The organism is Novosphingobium sp. THN1, from assembly GCF_003454795.1.
Classification (GTDB): domain Bacteria; phylum Pseudomonadota; class Alphaproteobacteria; order Sphingomonadales; family Sphingomonadaceae; genus Novosphingobium.
Genome location: NZ_CP028347.1, coordinates 669,042 through 688,122, shown reverse-complemented (window position 1 = coordinate 688,122; position 19,081 = coordinate 669,042). Strand labels below are relative to the sequence as shown.

Annotated in this window: 13 protein-coding genes and 2 pseudogenes; 9 read left to right on the top strand and 6 right to left on the bottom strand. The window is 65.1% G+C overall.

Going from position 1 to position 19,081, the window contains the following annotated elements:
- Window positions 1-80 precede the first annotated feature (80 nt).
- The 5 genes from C7W88_RS03445 to C7W88_RS03425 all read right to left on the bottom strand — a co-directional run bounded on the left by C7W88_RS03445 (window position 81) and on the right by C7W88_RS03425 (window position 5,305).
- On the bottom strand, window positions 81-1,472 hold the full coding sequence (locus C7W88_RS03445) for a HAMP domain-containing sensor histidine kinase (protein WP_118072493.1): 1,392 nt from the start codon (window positions 1,470-1,472) through the stop codon (window positions 81-83).
- Between the two features lie 6 nt (window positions 1,473-1,478).
- Window positions 1,479-2,216, bottom strand: a complete 738-nt coding sequence (locus tag C7W88_RS03440; protein ID WP_118072492.1) for a response regulator — start codon at window positions 2,214-2,216, stop codon at window positions 1,479-1,481.
- Between the two features lie 6 nt (window positions 2,217-2,222).
- Window positions 2,223-2,846 (bottom strand): EF-hand domain-containing protein, encoded by a 624-nt coding sequence (locus C7W88_RS03435; protein ID WP_162895880.1) that lies wholly within the window; start codon window positions 2,844-2,846, stop codon window positions 2,223-2,225.
- 235 nt (window positions 2,847-3,081) lie between these two features.
- Complete coding sequence (locus C7W88_RS03430) at window positions 3,082-3,450, bottom strand: VOC family protein (protein WP_118074552.1); 369 nt, start codon at window positions 3,448-3,450, stop codon at window positions 3,082-3,084.
- Between the two features lie 55 nt (window positions 3,451-3,505).
- Window positions 3,506-5,305 carry an aminopeptidase P family protein gene (locus C7W88_RS03425; RefSeq protein ID WP_118074551.1) on the bottom strand — a complete coding sequence of 600 codons (1,800 nt, stop codon included), beginning with the start codon at window positions 5,303-5,305 and terminating at the stop codon, window positions 3,506-3,508.
- 63 nt (window positions 5,306-5,368) lie between these two features.
- On the opposite strand from C7W88_RS03425, the gene C7W88_RS03420 reads away from it, so the two are divergent.
- The 9 genes and pseudogenes from C7W88_RS03420 to C7W88_RS03380 all read left to right on the top strand — a co-directional run bounded on the left by C7W88_RS03420 (window position 5,369) and on the right by C7W88_RS03380 (window position 17,510).
- Window positions 5,369-7,444, top strand: coding sequence for a S9 family peptidase (locus C7W88_RS03420; RefSeq protein WP_118072490.1), 2,076 nt, complete (start codon window positions 5,369-5,371; stop codon window positions 7,442-7,444).
- A complete protein-coding gene (locus tag C7W88_RS03415; protein ID WP_118072489.1) occupies window positions 7,441-7,836 on the top strand; it encodes a thioesterase family protein in 396 nt (131 codons plus the stop codon). Before C7W88_RS03420 ends, C7W88_RS03415 begins: the two co-directional genes overlap by 4 nt.
- A gap of 88 nt (window positions 7,837-7,924) precedes the next feature.
- On the top strand, window positions 7,925-8,674 hold the full coding sequence (locus tag C7W88_RS03410; RefSeq protein WP_240344799.1) for a TonB family protein: 750 nt from the start codon (window positions 7,925-7,927) through the stop codon (window positions 8,672-8,674).
- 203 nt (window positions 8,675-8,877) lie between these two features.
- The gene (locus C7W88_RS03405; protein WP_118072487.1) at window positions 8,878-11,238 is read left to right on the top strand and encodes a glycosyltransferase family 4 protein; all 2,361 of its coding nucleotides are present in this window, start codon (window positions 8,878-8,880) and stop codon (window positions 11,236-11,238) included.
- Window positions 11,225-12,516: pseudogene (locus tag C7W88_RS03400) on the top strand (glycoside hydrolase family 130 protein). Before C7W88_RS03405 ends, C7W88_RS03400 begins: the two are co-directional and overlap by 14 nt.
- Window positions 12,517-12,560: 44 nt before the next feature.
- Window positions 12,561-13,601: a mannose-1-phosphate guanylyltransferase gene (locus C7W88_RS03395; RefSeq protein ID WP_118072486.1), complete on the top strand. Its 1,041-nt coding sequence runs from the start codon at window positions 12,561-12,563 to the stop codon at window positions 13,599-13,601.
- Between the two features lie 17 nt (window positions 13,602-13,618).
- Window positions 13,619-14,401 (top strand): class I mannose-6-phosphate isomerase, encoded by a 783-nt coding sequence (locus C7W88_RS03390; RefSeq protein WP_240344798.1) that lies wholly within the window; start codon window positions 13,619-13,621, stop codon window positions 14,399-14,401.
- A 136-nt stretch (window positions 14,402-14,537) separates the two neighbouring features.
- Window positions 14,538-16,654 (top strand): annotated as a pseudogene (locus C7W88_RS03385) (TonB-dependent receptor domain-containing protein).
- 73 nt (window positions 16,655-16,727) lie between these two features.
- Entirely contained in the window at window positions 16,728-17,510 is a 783-nt protein-coding gene (locus C7W88_RS03380; RefSeq protein WP_370073181.1) for an alpha/beta fold hydrolase, read from the top strand.
- Between the two features lie 295 nt (window positions 17,511-17,805).
- Here the strand turns inward: C7W88_RS03380 and C7W88_RS03375 are convergent, their stop codons facing one another.
- Window positions 17,806-18,924, bottom strand: coding sequence for an ATP phosphoribosyltransferase regulatory subunit (locus C7W88_RS03375; protein WP_118072484.1), 1,119 nt, complete (start codon window positions 18,922-18,924; stop codon window positions 17,806-17,808).
- Window positions 18,925-19,081 lie beyond the last annotated feature (157 nt).

Below are 19,081 nucleotides of genomic sequence, written 5' to 3'. Positions count from 1 at the left end.
GCTACGCGACTCCTTTCGACGAACGACAGGTGCGCGCCGACGAATGTCGGTTGACTATCGGGCCGGCGATGAGCGGGCGGTTAACCGAGCGGCAGGCGCATGGTTGCGGTGAGTCCGGCAATGCCGTTATGGCCGCGACGGTTGGCGAGCGTCAGCGTGCCGCCGTGCTGGTCGGCAATCGCGCGGGCGAGCGTGAGGCCGAGCCCGGTGCCGCCGGTGCCGCTGTTGCGCGATGCCTCAAGGCGGGTGAACGGCTCCATCATCCGCGCAATCTCGTGCTCGGGGATGCCCGGGCCATCGTCTTCGATCCGCAGCACGGCCTCGCGGCCTTCGCGGGTGAGCGTGATACGGGCGCGTTCGCCATAGCGCATGGCGTTCGAGACGAGGTTGCGCAAGGCGCGCCGCATCCAGGTGGCGCGTACGGGCAGGACGACGCGGTCGGTGTCGCCCAGTTCCACCGGTTCGCCCATGTCCTCGAACTCGCCGATCACGTCGGCGACGAGGGCGGAGAGTTCGGTCGGTTCCAGCGGGTCCGACGGACGGCCGACGCGGGCGAGCGAGAGGATATCGTCGAGCGAGCGATTGATGTCTTCGATCGTGGCGGCCATGCGGGCGCGCTCGACATCATCGTCGACCGCCTCGATCCGCACGCGCAGTGCGGCCAGGGGAGTCTTCAAGTCATGCCCGATCGCGCCGAGCATGACGTCCTTCTCATCGAGCATCGCGGCGATGCGGCCTTCCATCGCGTTGTGCGCGACGATCAGGCGCTGAATATCTTCAGGACCCTCCGGCTGGAGTTGGCCATCCAGAGTGCGATTGCCGGCGAAATCCTCGACCCGGCGGGTCAGGGCCTTCAATGGGCGGGCCATGTGCCGCAGGATCAGCGCCATAGTGCCGACCAGCACGAGGTAGAGCACGATTGTCTGACCGACGAGGGGAGCCAGCACGCGCATCTCACCGCCTTCGGTGAAGACACGGGTCGAAGTCCAGCCGCCTGACGGGCTGCGGATCGAGGCAATGACCAGACGGGGCATTGGCTCCTTCGAGACCAGTTCCAGCTTGCGGCGGTTGCGGCTCCAGAATTCGAGGCTGGGACCATCGCGCATGGGATCGCGTTCGAAGACCAGCACTTCGGCGGTCTCCACCCCTTGCGCGTTCAGGACTTCGCTCAGTTCGTGCTCCACGCGCGGCAGGCGCCGCTCGCCGGGGCGATGGAGCGATTGTTGCGAATGTTCGATGCGGAAGGGCGGCGGCGCGCGATCGTCTGAATCCCCACGATGGTGGCGACGTTCCTCAGGGCTGGGGCCGATCAGCCGAAATGCGGCCGAACTGACCATCGACACCTCGCGCCGGTGGTTCTGTTCCTTCCAGAGCAGCACGGCCGAAATGGTCTGCGCCACCAGCAGCGCAAGCGCGATGGCGAGCAGGACCTGGCCCTGAAGGCTGCGCGGCCAGAAGCGGAGGCGCTGCACCGGTGGTCAGCTTTCGTCGGCAGTGGCGGGGCGCTTGCGCACCTCGGCAGCAAGCATGTAGCCGCCGCCCCACACTGTCTGGATCAGTTGCGGATTTCGGCTGTCGACTTCCACCTTGCGGCGCAGGCGCGAGATCTGGTTGTCCACGGCGCGGTCGAACAGATGCGCCTCGCGGCCCTGCACCATGTCGAGCAGGCGATCGCGGTCCAGCACCTGACGGGGATGATCGAGGAAGGCCATGAGCAGGCGGAACTCGGCCGACGAAATGGCGACGACTGCGCCTTCGCGGTCGATCAGGCGGCGCTTGAGCGGATCGAGCCGCCAGCCTTCGAATTCGTAGATGACCGCGTCCGAAACCTCGCTCGACTGCTTGGTCGCGCGGCGCAGGACCGAGCGGATGCGCGCGACAAGCTCGCGCGGATCGAACGGCTTCACGACATAATCGTCGGCGCCGATCTCCAGCCCGACGATGCGATCGGTGGATTCACCCTTGGCGGTGATGAAGATGACGGGCAGGCGCTTGGCCTCGACCAGATGGCGACAGAGCGAGAGGCCGTCTTCGCCCGGCATCATGATGTCGAGCAGCACGAGATCGCAGCCCGCTTCGAGCAGGCGGCTACGGGCTTCGGCGGCAGTGGCGGCCTGCGTCACGACAAACCCCTGCCGGACCAGATAGTCCGCCAGGGGCTCGCGCAGCGCAGGTTCGTCATCGACCAGGAGCAGTCGGATCGGCGCTTCGTTCATCGTGGATCAGTTAGCCGGAGGAGGTGGCGGAGGTCCATCACCCATTGCGCCCATGTGTCCGCCCATGGGACCGTGATGCGCGCCCTTCATCTTGCCCATCATCGCCTTCATCGAAGCGCGGCGCTCTTCAGGCGTGATCTTGCCGTCCTTGTTGGTGTCCGCCATGTCGAAGTGCCCCTTCACGCCAGCATCGAATTCAGCGCGGGTGACAGTGCCATCCTTGTTGGCATCGGCCATCATCGCCATGTGGCCGCCCATCATCATGCCGCGCATGCCGTGACCGCGGCCACCGCGGTGACCCTTGCGATCACCATCACGACCTTCGGGGCCCTTCATCTGCTGGTGGTGAGCGATGAACTCGGCCTGGCTGATCGAACCGTTCTTGTCGGTGTCGATCCTGGCGAACTGTTCGGCCCACTTGGCGCTCTTGTCAGCCTGGTCGAGCTTTCCGTCCTTGTTGATATCGAGCTTGGCCCACATGTCATCGGACTTGGCCTTGGCCTCGGTCCAAGTGATGGTCTTGTCGCCATCGGCATCCATCTTCTGCGCAAAGGCAGGCGAGGCGGCGTAGAGCGCGAGCGAGGCCGTGGCCGTCACCGCAGCGGCGGCCGCAATATGGAATTTCTTCATAAGTTCGTTCCCGTCAGGAGAGAGGGAGGAGACTGCGGCCGCCATGCTCAGCAAGGAGAGGGGGAGGGATGCCTTGCTCAGGGGGACTGAAAGCCGGCGACCGCAGTTCCTGTAGTCCCTATCTAGGCGCAGCTTGTCGCGCGACTATGCCGGGGACGCGGGTTTATTGTCGCAATTTGTCGCGTCTGCACCGGGGCGTTCATCCGCGTGCAATCACGAACGGAACTCCCGCCGTTCAGCCCATCACGAAGGCGTTGAGCTTGTTGCCATCAGGGTCGCGGAAATAGGCAGCATAGAAGCCGCCACCGCGCAGGCCCGGCTGGCCCTCGCACGTGCCGCCATGGGCGAGAGCGATGGCGTGGAGGCGGCCGACCTGCTCCTTGTCACTGGCCTGAAGCGCGACCATCACGCCGTTGCCGACGGTGGCGGGCTGGCCGTCGAATGGCTTCATCGCCGCGATACCGGCAGCACCATCGGGCACGCCCCAGGCAATGCCGGTTTCGAACTCCATCATCCGGCCGACGCCCATCTCCGCCGCAATGGCATCGTAGAAGGCCGCAGCACGGCGCAGGTCATTGGTGCCGACAGTGACATATCCGATCATCGCATTGTTCCTCATCCACGATTCGACAAGGAACAATACGTGAACATAGCGGGTGTCACAAGGGCGCGCAGGCGGCGTCCAGCCATGCCAGATCATCGCCGGAAAGCTGCGGGGCGAGCACCTTGCGCACCTTGGCGTGATAGGTGTCGAGCCACTCGCGCTCTTCTGGCGAAAGCAGCGCGACGTCGACCAGATCGCGGGCTATCGGCGCAAAGGTGAGCGTCTCGAAGCCGTAGAACTCGCCCTCCGCCCCGGCGATGTCGCGCTTCTCGACGAGCACGAGGTTTTCGATGCGGATGCCGTACTCGCCGGTCTTGTAGTAGCCCGGCTCGTTCGAGAGGATCATGCCCGGCATCAGCGGCTGTCCGGTGCCGGCCTGACCGCCGCTGGCCTTGGCGATGCGTTGCGGTCCTTCGTGGACGGCGAGGAAGCTGCCGACGCCGTGGCCGGTGCCGTGGGCGTAATCAAGGCCTGCCATCCACAGGAACTGGCGGGCAAAGCTGTCGAGCTGGCTGCCCGCCGTGCCCTTGGGGAAGACGGCGCGGGCGAGTGCAATGTGGCCCTTGAGTACGCGGGTGAAGCGGTCCTTGACCTCTGCATGCGGTGCATCGGGGCCGACCCAGACGGTGCGGGTAATGTCGGTGGTGCCATCGACATACTGCCCGCCCGAATCGACGAGGTAGACGCTGTTGGGCTCGAGCGTGCGGCTGGTTTCCTCGCTGACGCGGTAGTGCACGACGGCCCCGTTCGGCCCGGCGCCCGAGATCGTGTCGAATGACAGATCCTTGAGCAGCCCGCCCTCGGCGCGGAAGGCCTGCAGGCGGTCGGCGGCGGAAAGCTCGGTAACGCCGCCCTTGGGCGCTTCGACCTCGATCCAGCGCAGGAAGCGGGCGATAGCCGCACCATCGCGGGCCTGCGCGGCGCGGTGGCCGGCCTGTTCGACCTCGTTCTTGATCGCCTTGGGCAGCACGACCGGGTCGGTCACGGCGACGGCCTCGGCGCCGGCCTGATAGAGCGCATGGAAGATTGCCGCCACCGAGCGTTCGGGATCGACCGCGACCTTGCGCCCTTTCATCTCGCCAAGAGCATGCACAAAGCGTTTGCGCGGGTGGACCCGAACCGCATTGCCGAGATGGGCGATCAATTCAGGCGTGACCTTTTCAGGCGCGATGAACAGGTCGGCCGTGCCATCGGCATTGGCGATGACGAACGACAGCGCGACGGGCGTGTGATCGACGTCGGTGCCACGAATGTTGAGCAGCCATGCCACCGAATCGAGCGCGGTGATCACGGTCGCGTCATAGCCATTGCTGCTGAGCCACTCGGCCACGGCGGCGCGCTTTTCGTGCGCAGATTGTCCGGCGTGTTCGTCGGCGTGGGGCACGGCGATAGCAAGCGATCGTTCAGGTTGATCCTGCCACACGGCGTCGACCGGATTGTGCGCCACTGGAACAAGGGCCGCATCGCGCTTGTCGAGCGCGGCGCAGACGGATTCGACCCAGCCCTCGGAATGCAGCCAGGCATCATAGCCGATCTTCGCCCCTTGCGGAGCATGCTGCCCGAGCCATTGCGCGACGCTGGTCTGCGGAACCGACTGGTACGACCACAGCTTGCCATCGACCTGATCGCGCACCTGCAAGGTGTAGCGCCCATCGACGAAGATCGCGGCTTCATTTGCCAGCACAACCGCTGCGCCGGCAGAGCCGCCGAAGCCGGTCAGCCATTCCAGCCGCTGCGCATAGGCGCCAACGTATTCGCTCATGTGCTCGTCGGAAATCGGGATGACGAAACCGTCGAGGCCGTCCTTGGCAAGCTGTTTGCGCAAGGCGTCGAGGCGGGCTTCGTGTGTCTGCATCAGCATGGGATAAGGTCCTGAATGTGGGCGGCCCGCCTTGCGGGCATCATGCGCGCAACATAGATGCGAGGGATGAGCATTGCCACACCTCCTGTCGCCGCCCGCATCCCGCACAGTTTCTCGCACCACGGGTTGACCGTTTCCGACGATTACGCCTGGCTGCGCGATCCCGGCTATCCAGAGGTGAAGGACAAGGCGATCCTTGAACATCTCAACGCAGAGAATGCCTGGTTCGAAGCCCGCATGGGCGAACGCAAGCCGGTGATCGACGCGCTGTTCAAGGAAATGCGCGCGCGGATCAAGGAGGCAGACAAGTCGGTCCCGCAGAAGGATGGCGATTTCCTCTACTGGATCGAGTTCGAGGAAGGGGCCGAATACAAGAAGTGGTGGCGCAGGCCGGTGGGCGCGCCCGACGATGGCAGCGTGGACGAGCTGATCCTCGATGAAGTGGCGCTGGCCGAAGGGAAGGACTACTTCCGGTTGGGCGCGATTGCGGTCTCGAAGGACGGGACGAAGCTTGCCTGGTCGGTGGACGACAATGGCTCGGAACGCTTCACCGCGCGGATCAAGGTGATTGCCACCGGCGAGGTGCTGGCGGACGAGATTCCCGGCACGCTTTCCGGCCTGATCTGGGTGAAGGACGACACCGGCCTTGTCTACAGCCTCGCCAACGAGAACTGGCGGACGGACAATGCGCGCCTGCACTGGATCGGCCAGCCGCTGGAAAACGACGTTGAACTCTATCACGAGGATGACGAAGGCTTCCGCGTCGGCGCGGCGCTTTCAGCGAACGAGAAGTGGCTGATCATCTCGACCGGGGACCACGAAACCGGTGAAGTGCGGCTGGTTCCGGCGGACGATCCGCTTGCCGAACCGCTGCTGGTCAAGCCGCGTCAGAAGGGCGTGGAGTACGATGTCGATGAGCGTGACGGCGTGCTCTACATCCACGCCAACGACACGCACGAGAACTTCCGGCTTGCGACGGCGCCGCTGTCCGATCCCGGCAACTGGACGACGCTGATCGAGGGGACGGATGAATTCTACCTCACCGGGTTCGACCTGTTCCGCGATTTCTACGTCACCGAAGGCCGGGTGCGCGGGCTGGATCGGATCGAGGTGCGCTACTACGACGATCCTTCGCGCATCGAGCCGATCAAGTTCCCGGAAGCGAGCTACGAAGCCTCATTGGGCGACAATCCCGAATGGGACATGTCGGTGCTGCGCGTCGGCTATGAATCCATGGTCAGCCCCGCCTCGTCCTACGATTACGATGTCGCCACGCGCAGCCTGACCCTGCTCAAGGTGCAGGAAATCCCGAGCGGATATGACGCTTCGCTTTATGACACGGCGCGGCTCGAGATCGCAGCGCGCGACGGGACAATGGTTCCGGTCAGCGTGGTCTGGCGCAAGGACCGCGCGCCCGGTGGGCCGCTGCATCTTTATGGCTACGGCGCCTATGGCATCGCCATCGGCCCGGGCTTCTCGACCACGCGGCTGAGCCTGGTAGACCGCGGATTTGCCTATGCCATCGCGCATATCCGCGGCGGCGACGATCTGGGCCGCGCCTGGTACAAGGCGGGCAAGCTGGAGGCGCGGACCAACACCTTCAACGACTTCGTCGACGTGGCCAAGGGCCTGATCGAGCGTGGGTTCACGCAGGCTGGCAAGATCAGCATTTCGGGCGGCTCTGCCGGTGGCGAGCTGATGGGCGCGGTGATCAATTCCGATCCCGAGCTTTGGGGCGCAGTCGTCGCGCATGTGCCCTTTGTCGATGTGCTCAACACCATGCTCGACGAGGATCTGCCGCTGACGCCGGGCGAATGGCCGGAATGGGGCAACCCGATCGAGGATAAGGCGGCGTTCGAGCTGATCCACTCGTACTCGCCCTACGATCAGGTCAAGGCGCAGGCCTACCCGCCGTTGATGGTGACCGCCGGTCTCAACGACCCGCGCGTGACCTACTGGGAGCCCGCCAAGTGGGTTGCCAAGCTGCGCGAAGTGAAGACCGACGCCAACGAGCTGATCCTCAAGACCAACATGGGCGCAGGCCACGGCGGCAAGTCGGGCCGGTTCGAGAGCCTGAAGGAAACCGCCGAGGAATTCGCCTTCATCCTGTGGCAGTTGGGCGTGGCGGCTTGAGCAATCGCCACACCCTGACCTTCACCGCAGGGCCTGAGCACATCGACGAGCTGGGCCACGTCAACAATGCGGTCTGGGTGAACTGGATTCAGGATATTGCCACGGCGCACTGGTCGGCGGTGGCCTCACCTGAGCACCAGGACGCCTACGTCTGGGTCGTGACGCGGCACGAGATCGACTATCGCGGCAATATCGTTGCGGGCGAGAGCGTGACCGCCGAGACGTTCATCCCGGAACCGCCGGCCGGCGCGCGGTTCGACCGGCGCGTCGATTTCCGCAATGCAGCGGGCAAGGTCATCGTCAGCGCGAAGACCACCTGGGCGATCATCGACCGCGCATTAGGCCGGATCCTGCGCGTGCCCAAGGACGTGGCCGCGCCGTTCCTGCCATAGGGTTTCGTCCTGAGGCTTTCCATTCTGCCGGAATGGTTGCAACCATAGACGCCCCGCATGCGTTTGGCCGCAGATGCAAGGGCAGTACGTGGATAGGACGAGTGGCGCAGTCACGCCGTCAGGGCGCTATCGCGACCGCCAGCGCAGCGGGCGTGAGCGGCTGGTGCCGACCGTGCTCGCCGCATTGCTGCACATCGCGGTGCTGTGGGGCGTGATCCACGGCTTCGGCGGCGTTCCCGCCATGACAGATCTCGCCAAGGAGACGTTCACCACCAGCACCTTCGATGTGCCGCTGGAAGAACCAAAACCCACCCCGACCCCGACCACGCCCGAGCCCGCGGGCGCTTCGGGTGAGGAGGGGAAGAAGGCCAAGCCCAAGCCGGTCATCGCCAAGGCTCGCGTGCCTTCGCGGAAGGAAAATGCGCCGCCGGTCGCCTCGACCGGGCAGGACCCGCGCTCGGGCGCAGCCGCGCAGGGGCAAGGCACGGGCGGTGGTGGCGAGGGTACGGGCACCGGCAGCGGAGCCAGTGGCAACGGTTCGGGCGGAGGCCTTGCCCGCAAGGCCGAGAAGATCGCCGGCGATATCCGCTCGACCCGCGACTACCCGGTCAGCAGCCAGCAGGAACGCATTGGCAAGCGCGTGGTTATCCTGCTGACCGTTGGCACGGATGGGCGTGTGTCGTCTTGCCGTGTCTACCGTGCGAGCGGCGTGGCCGAGGCCGACGCGATCACCTGCCGCCTCGCCAGCGAGCGGTTCCGCTTCCGGCCTGCGCTTGATGCAGAAGGAAATCCGGTCACCTCCAGCTACGGCTGGGAGCAGCGCTGGTTCGAACCGTAATGCCGCACTGCAACATAGCAGTTTGTATATCCTAAGTTATACAAACGGTTGGATAGAAGACCTTTTGCGACAACCTGCGTTACTTTCGCGCTATTTTTGTTGCATCGCAATGCAACCGGATTGCCCGCCCCGCGTTGGTTCATCGACAGTACAGCAACCGCGCCACGCGGTGTGCGACCAGCCTTCGGAAGAACCTGCACGCCATGACTCTGATCGACAATGCGTTTGGCACCGGCGACGCTTCTGCTCCCGGAGTTCTCTCTTTTCTCCGTCGCGGCCAGAAAGCGCCTTGCCGGGTCGCGCTTATCGGCGGCTATGCTCCGCGCAAATGCGGCATCGCCACTTTCACCACCGACATCTACGAACAGCTGCGTGCGCATCATTCGGATATCTCGGTCGATCTTCACGTGATCGACGATGCGCGTTCTCCGCTCGAATACGTCGGTGTGCGGGGGCTGATCCGCTCGGACCAGGCCGAGGACTATCGCGCTGCAGCCCGTCGCATGAACGAGGATGCGGTCGACGCAGTGTGGCTCCAGCATGAATACGGCATCTTCGGTGGCGCTGATGGCGACATGGTGCTTGAACTGGTCGATCGTGTGGCGGCGCCGCTGATCGTCACTCTCCACACTGTGCTTGCCGAGCCATCGGCGCATCAGCGCGAGGTGCTTGAGCATATCCTGCGCCGCGCTTCGCGGGTCATGGTCATGTCGCAGCACTCGATGGGGTTGCTGCAGGACCTTTACCACGTCGCACCAGCGCGCATCACGGTGATCCCGCACGGTGCGCCCGATCGTCCGTTCGGTCGTGCCGAGACCTACAAGGCGCGCATTGGCCATCAGGGACGGCGCGTGATGATGACGTTCGGCCTGCTGGGGCCCGGCAAGGGCCTTGAAACCGTGATCGAGGCGCTGCCTGCGGTGGTCGAGAACCACCCGGACGTGATCTATCGCATCGTCGGCGCCACCCATCCCAACCTGGTTGTCAGCGAAGGCGAACGCTATCGTGAGAGCCTTGAGGCGCTGGCGCAGGATCTGGGCGTGGCGGCCAACATCGAATGGGACAACCGCTTCCTCGATCTGGACGAACTGCTCGACCAGCTTGAAGCCTGCGACATTTACCTCACTCCCTATCCCAACATGCAGCAGTCCACCTCCGGCACGCTGAGCTACGCGGTGGCGCTGGGCAAGGCGGTGGTCTCCACCCCTTATGTTCATGCCCGCGAGCTGCTGGCCGATGGCGTCGGTGTCCTGGTCGAGCCGCGCCAGGCTGACGTGATTGCGGCAGCGGTAAACCGCCTGCTCGATGACCCCCGCGAGCTGCAGGCCGTGCAGAAGCGCGCTTGGGACAAAGGCCGCGAAACGATCTGGCCCCGCTTTGCCGGGGCTGCCCGCGCCTTGGTGGAAAGCGTCGTCGTCCGACCTGATCGCAACATGCCGCTGCTGGCGACGCCGGGTTTCTCTGGCGTTGCGGCAATGAGCGACTCCACCGGCATGCTGCAACATTCGATCCTGACGGTCCCCGACCGCCGTCACGGCTACTGCCTCGATGACAACGTGCGCGCGCTGATGCTGATGGGCGTGGCGGATTCCGTGCCGCTGGCAGAGCGCCAGCGCTGGGCCATGGTCTATGCCTCGTTCATCCAGCACGCCTGGAATCCGGAAGAGCGCGCTTTCCGCAACTTCATGAACTTTGACCGCACCTGGTGCGAACCGATCGGTTCTGCCGACAGCAATGGTCGCACGGTCTGGGCGCTGGGCAGGGCGATGAACGATGCGCCGGACGAAGGGCTGCGGCACTGGGCGGCGCAATGGTTCGACATCGCGCTTGCTCCGGTGGGCACGATGGATGCCCCGCGCACGGTTGCGTTCGTGATGCTCGGCTGCATCGAGGCCTTGCGCGCCAACCCCGCGCATGGCGAAGCGCTGGCCAGCCTGCGCCATGGTGCCGAATTGCTCGCCAATCTGCTGAACGAAGCACGTCGCCCCGATTGGGCCTGGTTCGAAGCGGTGCTCAGCTATGACAACCCGCGGCTGTCTCAGGCGCTGATCGGCGCAGGGCAGGTTCTTGAGCGCGCCGATTGGATGGAAGCCGGCTTGTCCTCGCTGCGCTTCATCGCGCGCCAGCAGGTCTCGGCGCAGGGGCACTTCCGCCCCGTGGGCTCGGAAACCTTCGGGCGGCCTTACGAGAACATGCCGTTCGATCAGCAGCCACTGGAGGCTTGGGCCGCGGTCGATGCGGCGGCGAGCGCCTATGCCGCGACCGGCGACATCACCTGGCTGCGCCATGCGGAAACCGCCTATCGCTGGTTCCTGGGCGGCAACGACCGCGGCGAAGTGCTTGGCGATATCGTGTCGGGCCGCTGCCGCGATGGCGTGACTCCGCAAGGCGTCAACCTCAATTGCGGCGCGGAATCGATCCTGGCGTTCCAGCTTGCGCATTACGCGATGGTGCAAATTGCGCGGCGCCCCGGATCGGCAACGCTGGCTCAGGAACCTATTTCGCCCCCTGCCATTGCCATGAAGATCAACAGCAAGGGTACGCAACAGCTTGCGGGTACTTGAACAAAGGCTTCACGCCGATCCTTCGAGGGTCGTACTTCGTCCATTCCATCTCGGCTGGCAGGGGCCCGGCGGATCAGGCGCGCGTGCGCGCAAGCTCGTCGACGATGTCGTTTCGCTGAGCAACGATGAGGCAGATGAGGAGTACGCACGCGTGCTCCACGATTTCGAGGAGCGTCACTGGCAGACCGAGCAGCTTTTCGAGGAGCGCTATCGCCAGATGGAGGCGGTCCTCAAATTCGACGGCTCGGAATTGTCGATTCGCCGCAAGCGGCTGATCGGCGCGTACTTCTGCCACGAATATACATATGCCGCTGCGGCGCTGATGAACCCGAGCATCGTGCCGCATCCCGACCAGTCCGGCATGACCGGCGGCGCGGTACGCTTTGTCATGAGCCTGCGAGCAGTGGGCGAAGGGCACATCAGCTCGATCGTTTTCCGCGAAGGCATCGCCCTTCCTGAAGGCGATTTCGAGCTGTGGCCGCAAAGCCATTTTGCGACCGCCTTGCTGCCTGACGACAGCCTGACGGCGTGCCAGGGAGCAGATTGCGCTGTTACCCTGCATCGCCACTCGGAAAGCACGCTGTCCAACAGCGTGATCTTTCCGGTGACCGAGCAGCAACGTGGCGGTCTGGAAGACCTGCGGCTTGTCCGGTTTGACCATGGCGGTGGCGATTACGAATGGATCGGCACATATACGGCATATTCCGGCGCGGATATCCGGTCCGAATTGCTGCGCACGCGGGATTTCCGCTCTTTCCGGCTTGAACCCATCGTCGGGCGGGCCGGTCGGAACAAGGGGATGGCGCTGTTTCCGCAGAAGGTGGGGGGCAGTACTGCATGGTCGGCCGGCAGGATGGCAAGAACCTGTTCCTGCTCCGCTCGGACAGTCTCGAGCGCTGGGACGATGATGGCGTGCTGCTGATGGAGCCCGAATTCCCATGGGAATTCGTGCAGATCGGCAATTGCGGCAGCCCGATCCTCACGGACCACGGCTGGCTGTTGCTCACGCACGGCGTGGGTGCGATGCGCAAGTACGCGCTGGGCTGCGCATTGCTTGATCGTGATGACCCTTCGAAAGTCATCGCGCGGTCCAGCAAGCCACTGCTGACTGCTATCGACGCCGATCGTTTCGGGTATGTCCCCAACGTCGTCTATACTTGCGGTGCACTGCTGGTCGAAGACCAGTTGCTGGTGCCCTACGGCATATCCGACAGCGCCGTTGGCTTCGCCACGACTTCGGTTGGCGAGATGCTGGCAAGAATGGATGCAACTCGCTAGAACAGGGCTTCGCTGCGCTGCAGCAGGTTAAATCAAGGCAACACATGACCAAGACAGTTCCCGTGATCCTGTGCGGCGGCAGCGGCACCCGTTTGTGGCCGCGCTCGCGCAAGGCGCGGCCCAAGCCCTTCCTTCCGCTCGTTGGTGACGAGACTCTGTTTCGCGCAACCGTGCTGCGCTGCCCGGTAGGCGAAGGCTTCGGCGATCCGGTTGTCGTGACCGGGGCTGCCCATCTTGGCCATGTCGAGGAACAGCTGCCTGATCGTGGCGCTACCCGAATCATCGTAGAACCCGAAGCGCGCAACACGGCTGCCGCGATTGCCCTTGCCGCGCTGAGCCTGCCGGAAGACGCGATCATGCTGGTGTGCCCGAGCGACCATCACATCGGTGATTGCGATGCTTTCCGGGCCTCTGCGCATAAAGCGGCGGCACTGGCGCAGGATGGCTGGCTCGTTTCCTTCGGCATCGTGCCCACTGCGCCCGAGACCGGCTTCGGCTACCTCAAGCAGGGCGAGGCGATCGACGGCACTGGCGGCCGCCGCGTCGAGCGGTTCGTCGAAAAGCCCGATCTGGCCCGCGCCATGGAGTTTCTGAGCAGCGGTGACTATGCCTGGAACGGGGGCATCTTCGCGTTCAGGGTCGGGACGTTCCTTGAGGAACTGGGGCTTCACCGGCCCGACATTCTTTCGGCAGTGCGCGAGGCTGTCGCCAGGGGACGGGAAGATGGCATGCGCTTCCACCCCGATCGCGAAGCCTTTGCCAAGGTGCCCAGCGAATCCGTCGACTATGCGGTCATGGAAAACACGTCGCGCGCGGCGATGGTCCCGGCGGAGATGGCGTGGTCGGACATCGGCAACTGGCAGGCCCTTCACGATGCGCAGGATCGCGATGAAGCGGGCAATGCCGTCCGCGGGCGAGCGGAACTGAAGGATTGCAGCAACGTACTCGTTATGAGTGATGGCCCCCGCGTTTCGGTGGTTGGCGCATCGAATCTCATGATCGTCGTCGATGGCGACGAAGTCCTCGTCTGTACGCCAGAAGGTGCGCAAGCCGTGGGCAAGCTTTCCGGAGCTGCGAACCAGTGACATTGCTGCCGAGGCGGATGGTCGAAAAACCCTGGGGCAAGGACGATCTGCCCCGGCCCTTCGAAGCCTTCTCGGGAAGGAGCATCGGCGAAATCTGGTTCGAGCCGCCGTCCGAACTTCCCTCGATCCTGGTCAAGTACATCTTCACCAGCGATGCGCTCTCGGTCCAGGTCCATCCCAGCGATGAACAGGCGAGGGAACTCGGTGAAAGCGATCGCGGGAAGGAGGAGTGCTGGCTGATCCTCGATGCAGAGCCGGGCGCGAAGCTGGGTATCGGCTTTGGCGAGGCGCTCGACGGGGAAGCGCTGCGCGCCGCAGCCCTCGATGGCAGCATCGAGGGCCTGATGGACTGGTATCCGGTCGAACGCGGGGACTTCTTCTATATCCCGGCCGGCACTGTCCACGCGATCGGCGCGGGCGTGAGCCTCATCGAGATCCAGCAGAACAGCGACATTACCTATCGCCTCTACGACTACGGCCGCCCGCGCGAGCTGCACCTCGATCAGAGCGTGGCGGTGGCCAAGGGCGGGCCGCACGAACCATCGCTCCGCCGCCACGACGTGCTGTCTACCTCGCACCAACTGGCCGACGGCAAGTACTTCACTGCCGACTGCGTGATCGGCGAGCCCGCTGCGGAAGTGCAACGGGCATACGATGGCCCATGTCTCGTTATCCCGGTCGATGCCGCCGTTGCGGTAGCGGGCGAGGCGGTGGACGTTGGCCAATGCGCCCTTGCCGCAGCTGCCGCCGACGTGGCTTTCTCTGCCTCCGGCACCTGCCTGCTCGTCCGACCGGCCTAGCTTTCTCGCCGTGGTCGCGAAAGGGCGACGCATTCATGTAATGTTATGTTGTAACATGGAGGCTGCGCCTGTATGGAGCCGCCAACGCCGCACGGTCAGCAGGCCGGCGGCAGGTCGCATTCAGCAAGGACATTCCATGCGTCTTACAGCTCTCCTTCTCCTCGGCGCCGCCGCCAATGCCACGCCCGTCATGGCCCAGCAGGCTCCTGCTCCTGCCGCTGATGATCAGGGCGATACCCACGCCCAGACGCCGAAGCAGATCGTCGTCACCGCCGCCTTCAACCGCGAACGGGCCGATATCATCTCGGGCGTATCGGTCCTGCAGGGACAGGAGCTGGCGCAGGCGATCCGCCCGACCATCGGCGAGACGCTCGATCGCACACCCGGCGTCTCGGCCACCTCCTTCGGCCCCAACGCCTCGCGTCCCGTTCTGCGCGGGCTTCAGGGCGAGCGCGTCCGCATCCTGACCGACGGTATCGGCGCGTTCGACGTATCCAACACCAGCGCCGATCATGCCGTGGTGATCGACCCGCTCCTGGCCGAGCGCATCGAAGTGCTGCGCGGCCCCGCCACCCTGTTGTTCGGCTCCTCGGCCATCGGCGGCGTCGTCAACGTGATCGACAAGCGCATCCCGCGCGTCGTGCCCGACGAGATCGCCCACGTCGATGCCATGGCGACCTATGGCTCAGCGGCAGACGAACGCTCGATCGGCGCGGCGGTGGACGTACCGGTGGGCAAGCAGTTCGTCGTCCACGCCGATGGCAGCTACCTCAAGACCGGAAACCTGCGTGTTGGCGACTACGTTCTCGCGCCTTCCGCCCGCGCCGTGGCGCTGGCCAATGCCGGGACCGAAACCGACGACCAGCTGGACGAAGGCTTGGACTTTGCCGGCAACGCCGCGCTCAGGGGCCGCCTGCCGAATTCTGCCGCCGAGACCTGGACTGCAGGCGTTGGCGCGGCGCTGATCACCGATACCGGCAACCTCGGCATTTCCTACAGCCACTACGACAGCCTCTATGGCATCCCCACCCGCTACGCGATCCGCCCGGGCGAAGAGCAGGAATCGCCGCGCCTCGACGTCGCGCAGGACCGCGTCGATCTGCGCGCCGAGGTTGAGACCGGCGGCGGTTTTCTCAAGTCGATCAAGGCCCGCGCCGGGTTTGCCTCCTACCGCCACTTCGAACTGGAACCGGACGGCGCCATCGGCACCGCCTTCTACAACAAGGGCCTCGAAGGCCGCGCCGAACTGGTCCAGGCTGATCGCGGCGCTTGGAAGGGCGCCAGCGGCGTCCAGTACTTCTCGCGCGATTTCAACGTGATCGGCGATGAAGCCTTCCTGCCCAAGAGCTCCACCCAGCAGCTCGGGCTATTCACCCTGCAGCAGATAGACCTCGGCGCGCTGAAGCTGGAAGGCGGCGCACGCTACGAACACACCGTGCTCGAAGCCAAGCCGCTGCCCGACCAGCCGCAGTTCTTCAATGGCAAGCGCACGTTCGACACCTTCTCGGGTTCGGCCGGCGCGTCGCTGGGCTTCGCCGATGGCTGGCGCTTCGGCGTAAACCTCAGCCGCACGGTGCGCGCGCCTTCTGCCGAGGAGCTCTTCGCCAATGGCCCGCATGCGGGCACGCAGGCGTTCGAAGTCGGCAGCCCCGATTTCCGCACGGAGCGCGCCTGGGGCCTCGAAGGCGTGCTGCGCGGTTCCGGCCCCGGCTACACGCTGGAGGCCTCGGTCTATCACAACTGGTTCGACAACTTCATCTACGAGAGCCTGACCGGCGCGGTGGAGGACGGCTTGCCGGTGTTCCAGTTCACGCAAGGGCGTGCGCGCTACTATGGCTTCGAACTGCAGGGCACGGTCACGCTGGCCAGGCTCGGAGGGTTCGACGTGGTGGCCGATGGCGTGGCCGACTACGTCCACGCCCAGATCGAAGGCGTCGGCCCCGCGCCGCGCATCCCCCCTTGCGCCTCCTCGGCGGCCTCGGCCTGAAGGGTGAAAAGGTCGACTTGCGCGGCGAAGTGGAATGGAGCGACAGCCAACCTCGCCTCGCCAATTTCGAGACGCCCACTGCCAGCTTCACCTTGGTCAACGCCGAAGTGAACTTCCGCCCCTGGGGCAACGAGCGCCCGCTCTCCTTCGCGCTTTCGGCCAACAACATCTTCGACGTTGACGCCCGCCGCCACGCCTCGTTCCTCAAGGACTTCGCCCCCCTGGCAGGCCGCGACATACGTGTAAGTGCGAGGGTGAGCTTCTGAGAACCACGGTTCATCGCAGATAAAGCCGTGGCCCAGCAGTTTTGCCCTTCAGGGAAAACGGTGAGGTCACGGCATGAAGCGGATAGGAATCGCAGGCGCGGCGGCGCTGGTCATTCTCGGCGCAGGGCTGGCGGAAGCCCGCCCCGGCGACCGTTTGCGCGAACGCATTGCCAAGCGCCTGGAACAGCGCGCGGAGGGTTCGGCAAAGCGCGAACGGGCGCCCGGCGCGCAGACCTTCTCCTATGGCCCCGACCCGCTGCAGGTCATGGACTTCTGGGCTCCGGCAGGCGCGAAGAACGCCCCGCTCGTGCTCTACGTCCACGGCGGCGGGTGGAAGCGCGGGAGCAAGGACACCGCGATGGGCAACGCCCTGCCCGGCCACTTGCGCGATCAAGGCTATGCCTTCGCCTCGATCAACTATCGCCTCGTGCCCGCCGCCACTGTCGAGCAGCAGGCAAGCGACGTGGCGCAGGCGCTGGCGTACCTGCTGGCGCGTGCGGACAAGCTGGGCATCGACCGCAGCAAGGTCGTCATCACCGGCCACAGCGCGGGCGCACACCTCGTCGCGCTGGTCGGCACCGACGAGCAATATTTGCGCAAGGCGGGCTTGTCCTTCGCCGACATCAACGGTGTGATGCCCAACGATGGCGCCGCCTATGACGTGCCCCAGCAGATGGAGCAGGCCGGCCGCATGATGGCCGATACCTACAAACAGGCCTTCGGCACCGACCCCGCCCGCCAGAAGGCCCTATCCCCCACCTACCACGCCGCCGCCCCAACGCCCCGCGCTTCCTCCTCCTCCACGTCCAGCGCAAGGACGGCGTGGCACAGGCGCAGGAACTCGGCGCGGTGTTGAAGAAAGCGGGCGTGAAGGTGGAATACGGCAGCTTCCCCGGCACCGGCCTGCAAGGCCACGCCGAAATCAACCGCAAGCTGGGCGAACCGGACTATCCCGCAACGCCGGTGATGGATGCGTGGTTGAAGGGGTGTTTGAGCTGTAGTCAAAATCCTCCCCGTTTTTGCGAAGCACAAATGGGGAGGGGACCGCCCGAAGGGTGGTGGAGGGAAAAAGAAACCCCTCCGTCATTCGCTGCCGCGAATGCCACCTCCCCGTTTGTCCTGCGGAAAAACTGGGAGGATCAGCGCTGTGTTCAAACCTTCTCCGGCCCGACAGCCCCCAGCACATGCGTGCACCCCAACCCCTTCGCGCTGTCCGCATCGCTGAGCGCCGCAACCGTGCGCCAGCCGATCGAGCGCAACCGCGCGGCTTCATCGCGGTCATGCCCGAGCGGCAGGAACACGCGGTCCTCTGGCGTTTCGCTGGCCGAGAGCAGGTCGATCAGCGCATCCGGATACAGCGAGAAGCCGGTAGCGGCCTCATCCTTGCCGTTGCCCGCGATGCGATATGTGCCACCGCGCCCCAACGGGCCACGCGCGCCTTCGGCGTAGAGGGTGAAGCCGAACCAGGTCTGGTATTCGAAGCCGTGGCGCTCGCTGGGGTCCAGCGTCAGCCGCGCCGCGCCGTTCAGGCTCGCGGCGATCTGCCTGAGCGCGGCGATGCGCGAGGCGAGCGCGCCGCCAGCATCGATCTCGCAAAGCTTCTCGATCGCGCTGTCGAACTCGCCGGTGGCGTAGAGCAGGGGCACATAGGCCTCGCCGCCGACATCGCGCAGGCCGCCAGCATCCTTGGTATCGAGCTCGCGGCGCACCGCCTCGATCTGTTCGGGCGCCAGCGGAAAGGCCTTGGCGGCGAGCGTATCGACCAGATCGGGCAGGGTGAAATCGACGCTGACGCCGCGCGCGCCTGCCGCCTGCAGCGCCTCGACCGCGATGGATACGATCTCGGTCGCCGCCGCCAGATTGTCCGCGCCGACCAATTCGGCGCCGCACTGCAGCTTCTCGCGCGCGGGGTTCAGCCCGTCGCTCTTGATCGTCAGCACCTGCCCTGCATACATCAGCCGCAAGGGGCGCGCGGCTTCGGCAAGGCGGGTCTGGGCGATGCGGCCGATCTGCGGGGTGTGGTCAGAGCGCAGGCCCATCATTCGCAAGCTCGACGGATCGGTGAAGCGGAACATGCGGCGGGATTGAATGCCCGCCATGCGCGCGGCGAGACTCTTTTCGAACTCGATCATCGGCGGCAGCACGCGGTCATAACCATGGCCGTGCATCACGTCCTGAATGCTGCGCATCACGCGCGTGGTGGTCGCCGCCTCACGTGGCAGGCGGTCCTCAAGCCCCTCGGGCAGCAAGCTGGAATCGACGTCGGTCATGTCGGCGCGCTTAGCGGGATGGATGGGAAATGTCGAACCTGTGATGTTGCGCGTGTTCTTGTTTCGCGCAGAGGCGCGGAGAAGAAAAGGATATCTCACGCAAAGACGCAAAGACGCGAAGATGTCGCGCCAAGCGGCGCAGCCGCATTCTCCTCTA

Coding starts and splice junctions, on each gene's coding strand:
- C7W88_RS03440 (WP_118072492.1), bottom strand. CDS start 2,216: ATGAACGAAGCGCCGATCCGACTGCTCCTGGTCGATGACGAACCTGCG.
- C7W88_RS03435 (WP_162895880.1), bottom strand. CDS start 2,846: ATGAAGAAATTCCATATTGCGGCCGCCGCTGCGGTGACGGCCACGGCC.
- C7W88_RS03430 (WP_118074552.1), bottom strand. CDS start 3,450: ATGATCGGATATGTCACTGTCGGCACCAATGACCTGCGCCGTGCTGCG.
- C7W88_RS03425 (WP_118074551.1), bottom strand. CDS start 5,305: ATGCAGACACACGAAGCCCGCCTCGACGCCTTGCGCAAACAGCTTGCC.
- C7W88_RS03420 (WP_118072490.1), top strand. CDS start 5,369: ATGCGAGGGATGAGCATTGCCACACCTCCTGTCGCCGCCCGCATCCCG.
- C7W88_RS03405 (WP_118072487.1), top strand. CDS start 8,878: ATGACTCTGATCGACAATGCGTTTGGCACCGGCGACGCTTCTGCTCCC.
- C7W88_RS03395 (WP_118072486.1), top strand. CDS start 12,561: ATGACCAAGACAGTTCCCGTGATCCTGTGCGGCGGCAGCGGCACCCGT.
- C7W88_RS03390 (WP_240344798.1), top strand. CDS start 13,619: ATGGTCGAAAAACCCTGGGGCAAGGACGATCTGCCCCGGCCCTTCGAA.
- C7W88_RS03380 (WP_370073181.1), top strand. CDS start 16,728: ATGAAGCGGATAGGAATCGCAGGCGCGGCGGCGCTGGTCATTCTCGGC.
- C7W88_RS03375 (WP_118072484.1), bottom strand. CDS start 18,924: ATGACCGACGTCGATTCCAGCTTGCTGCCCGAGGGGCTTGAGGACCGC.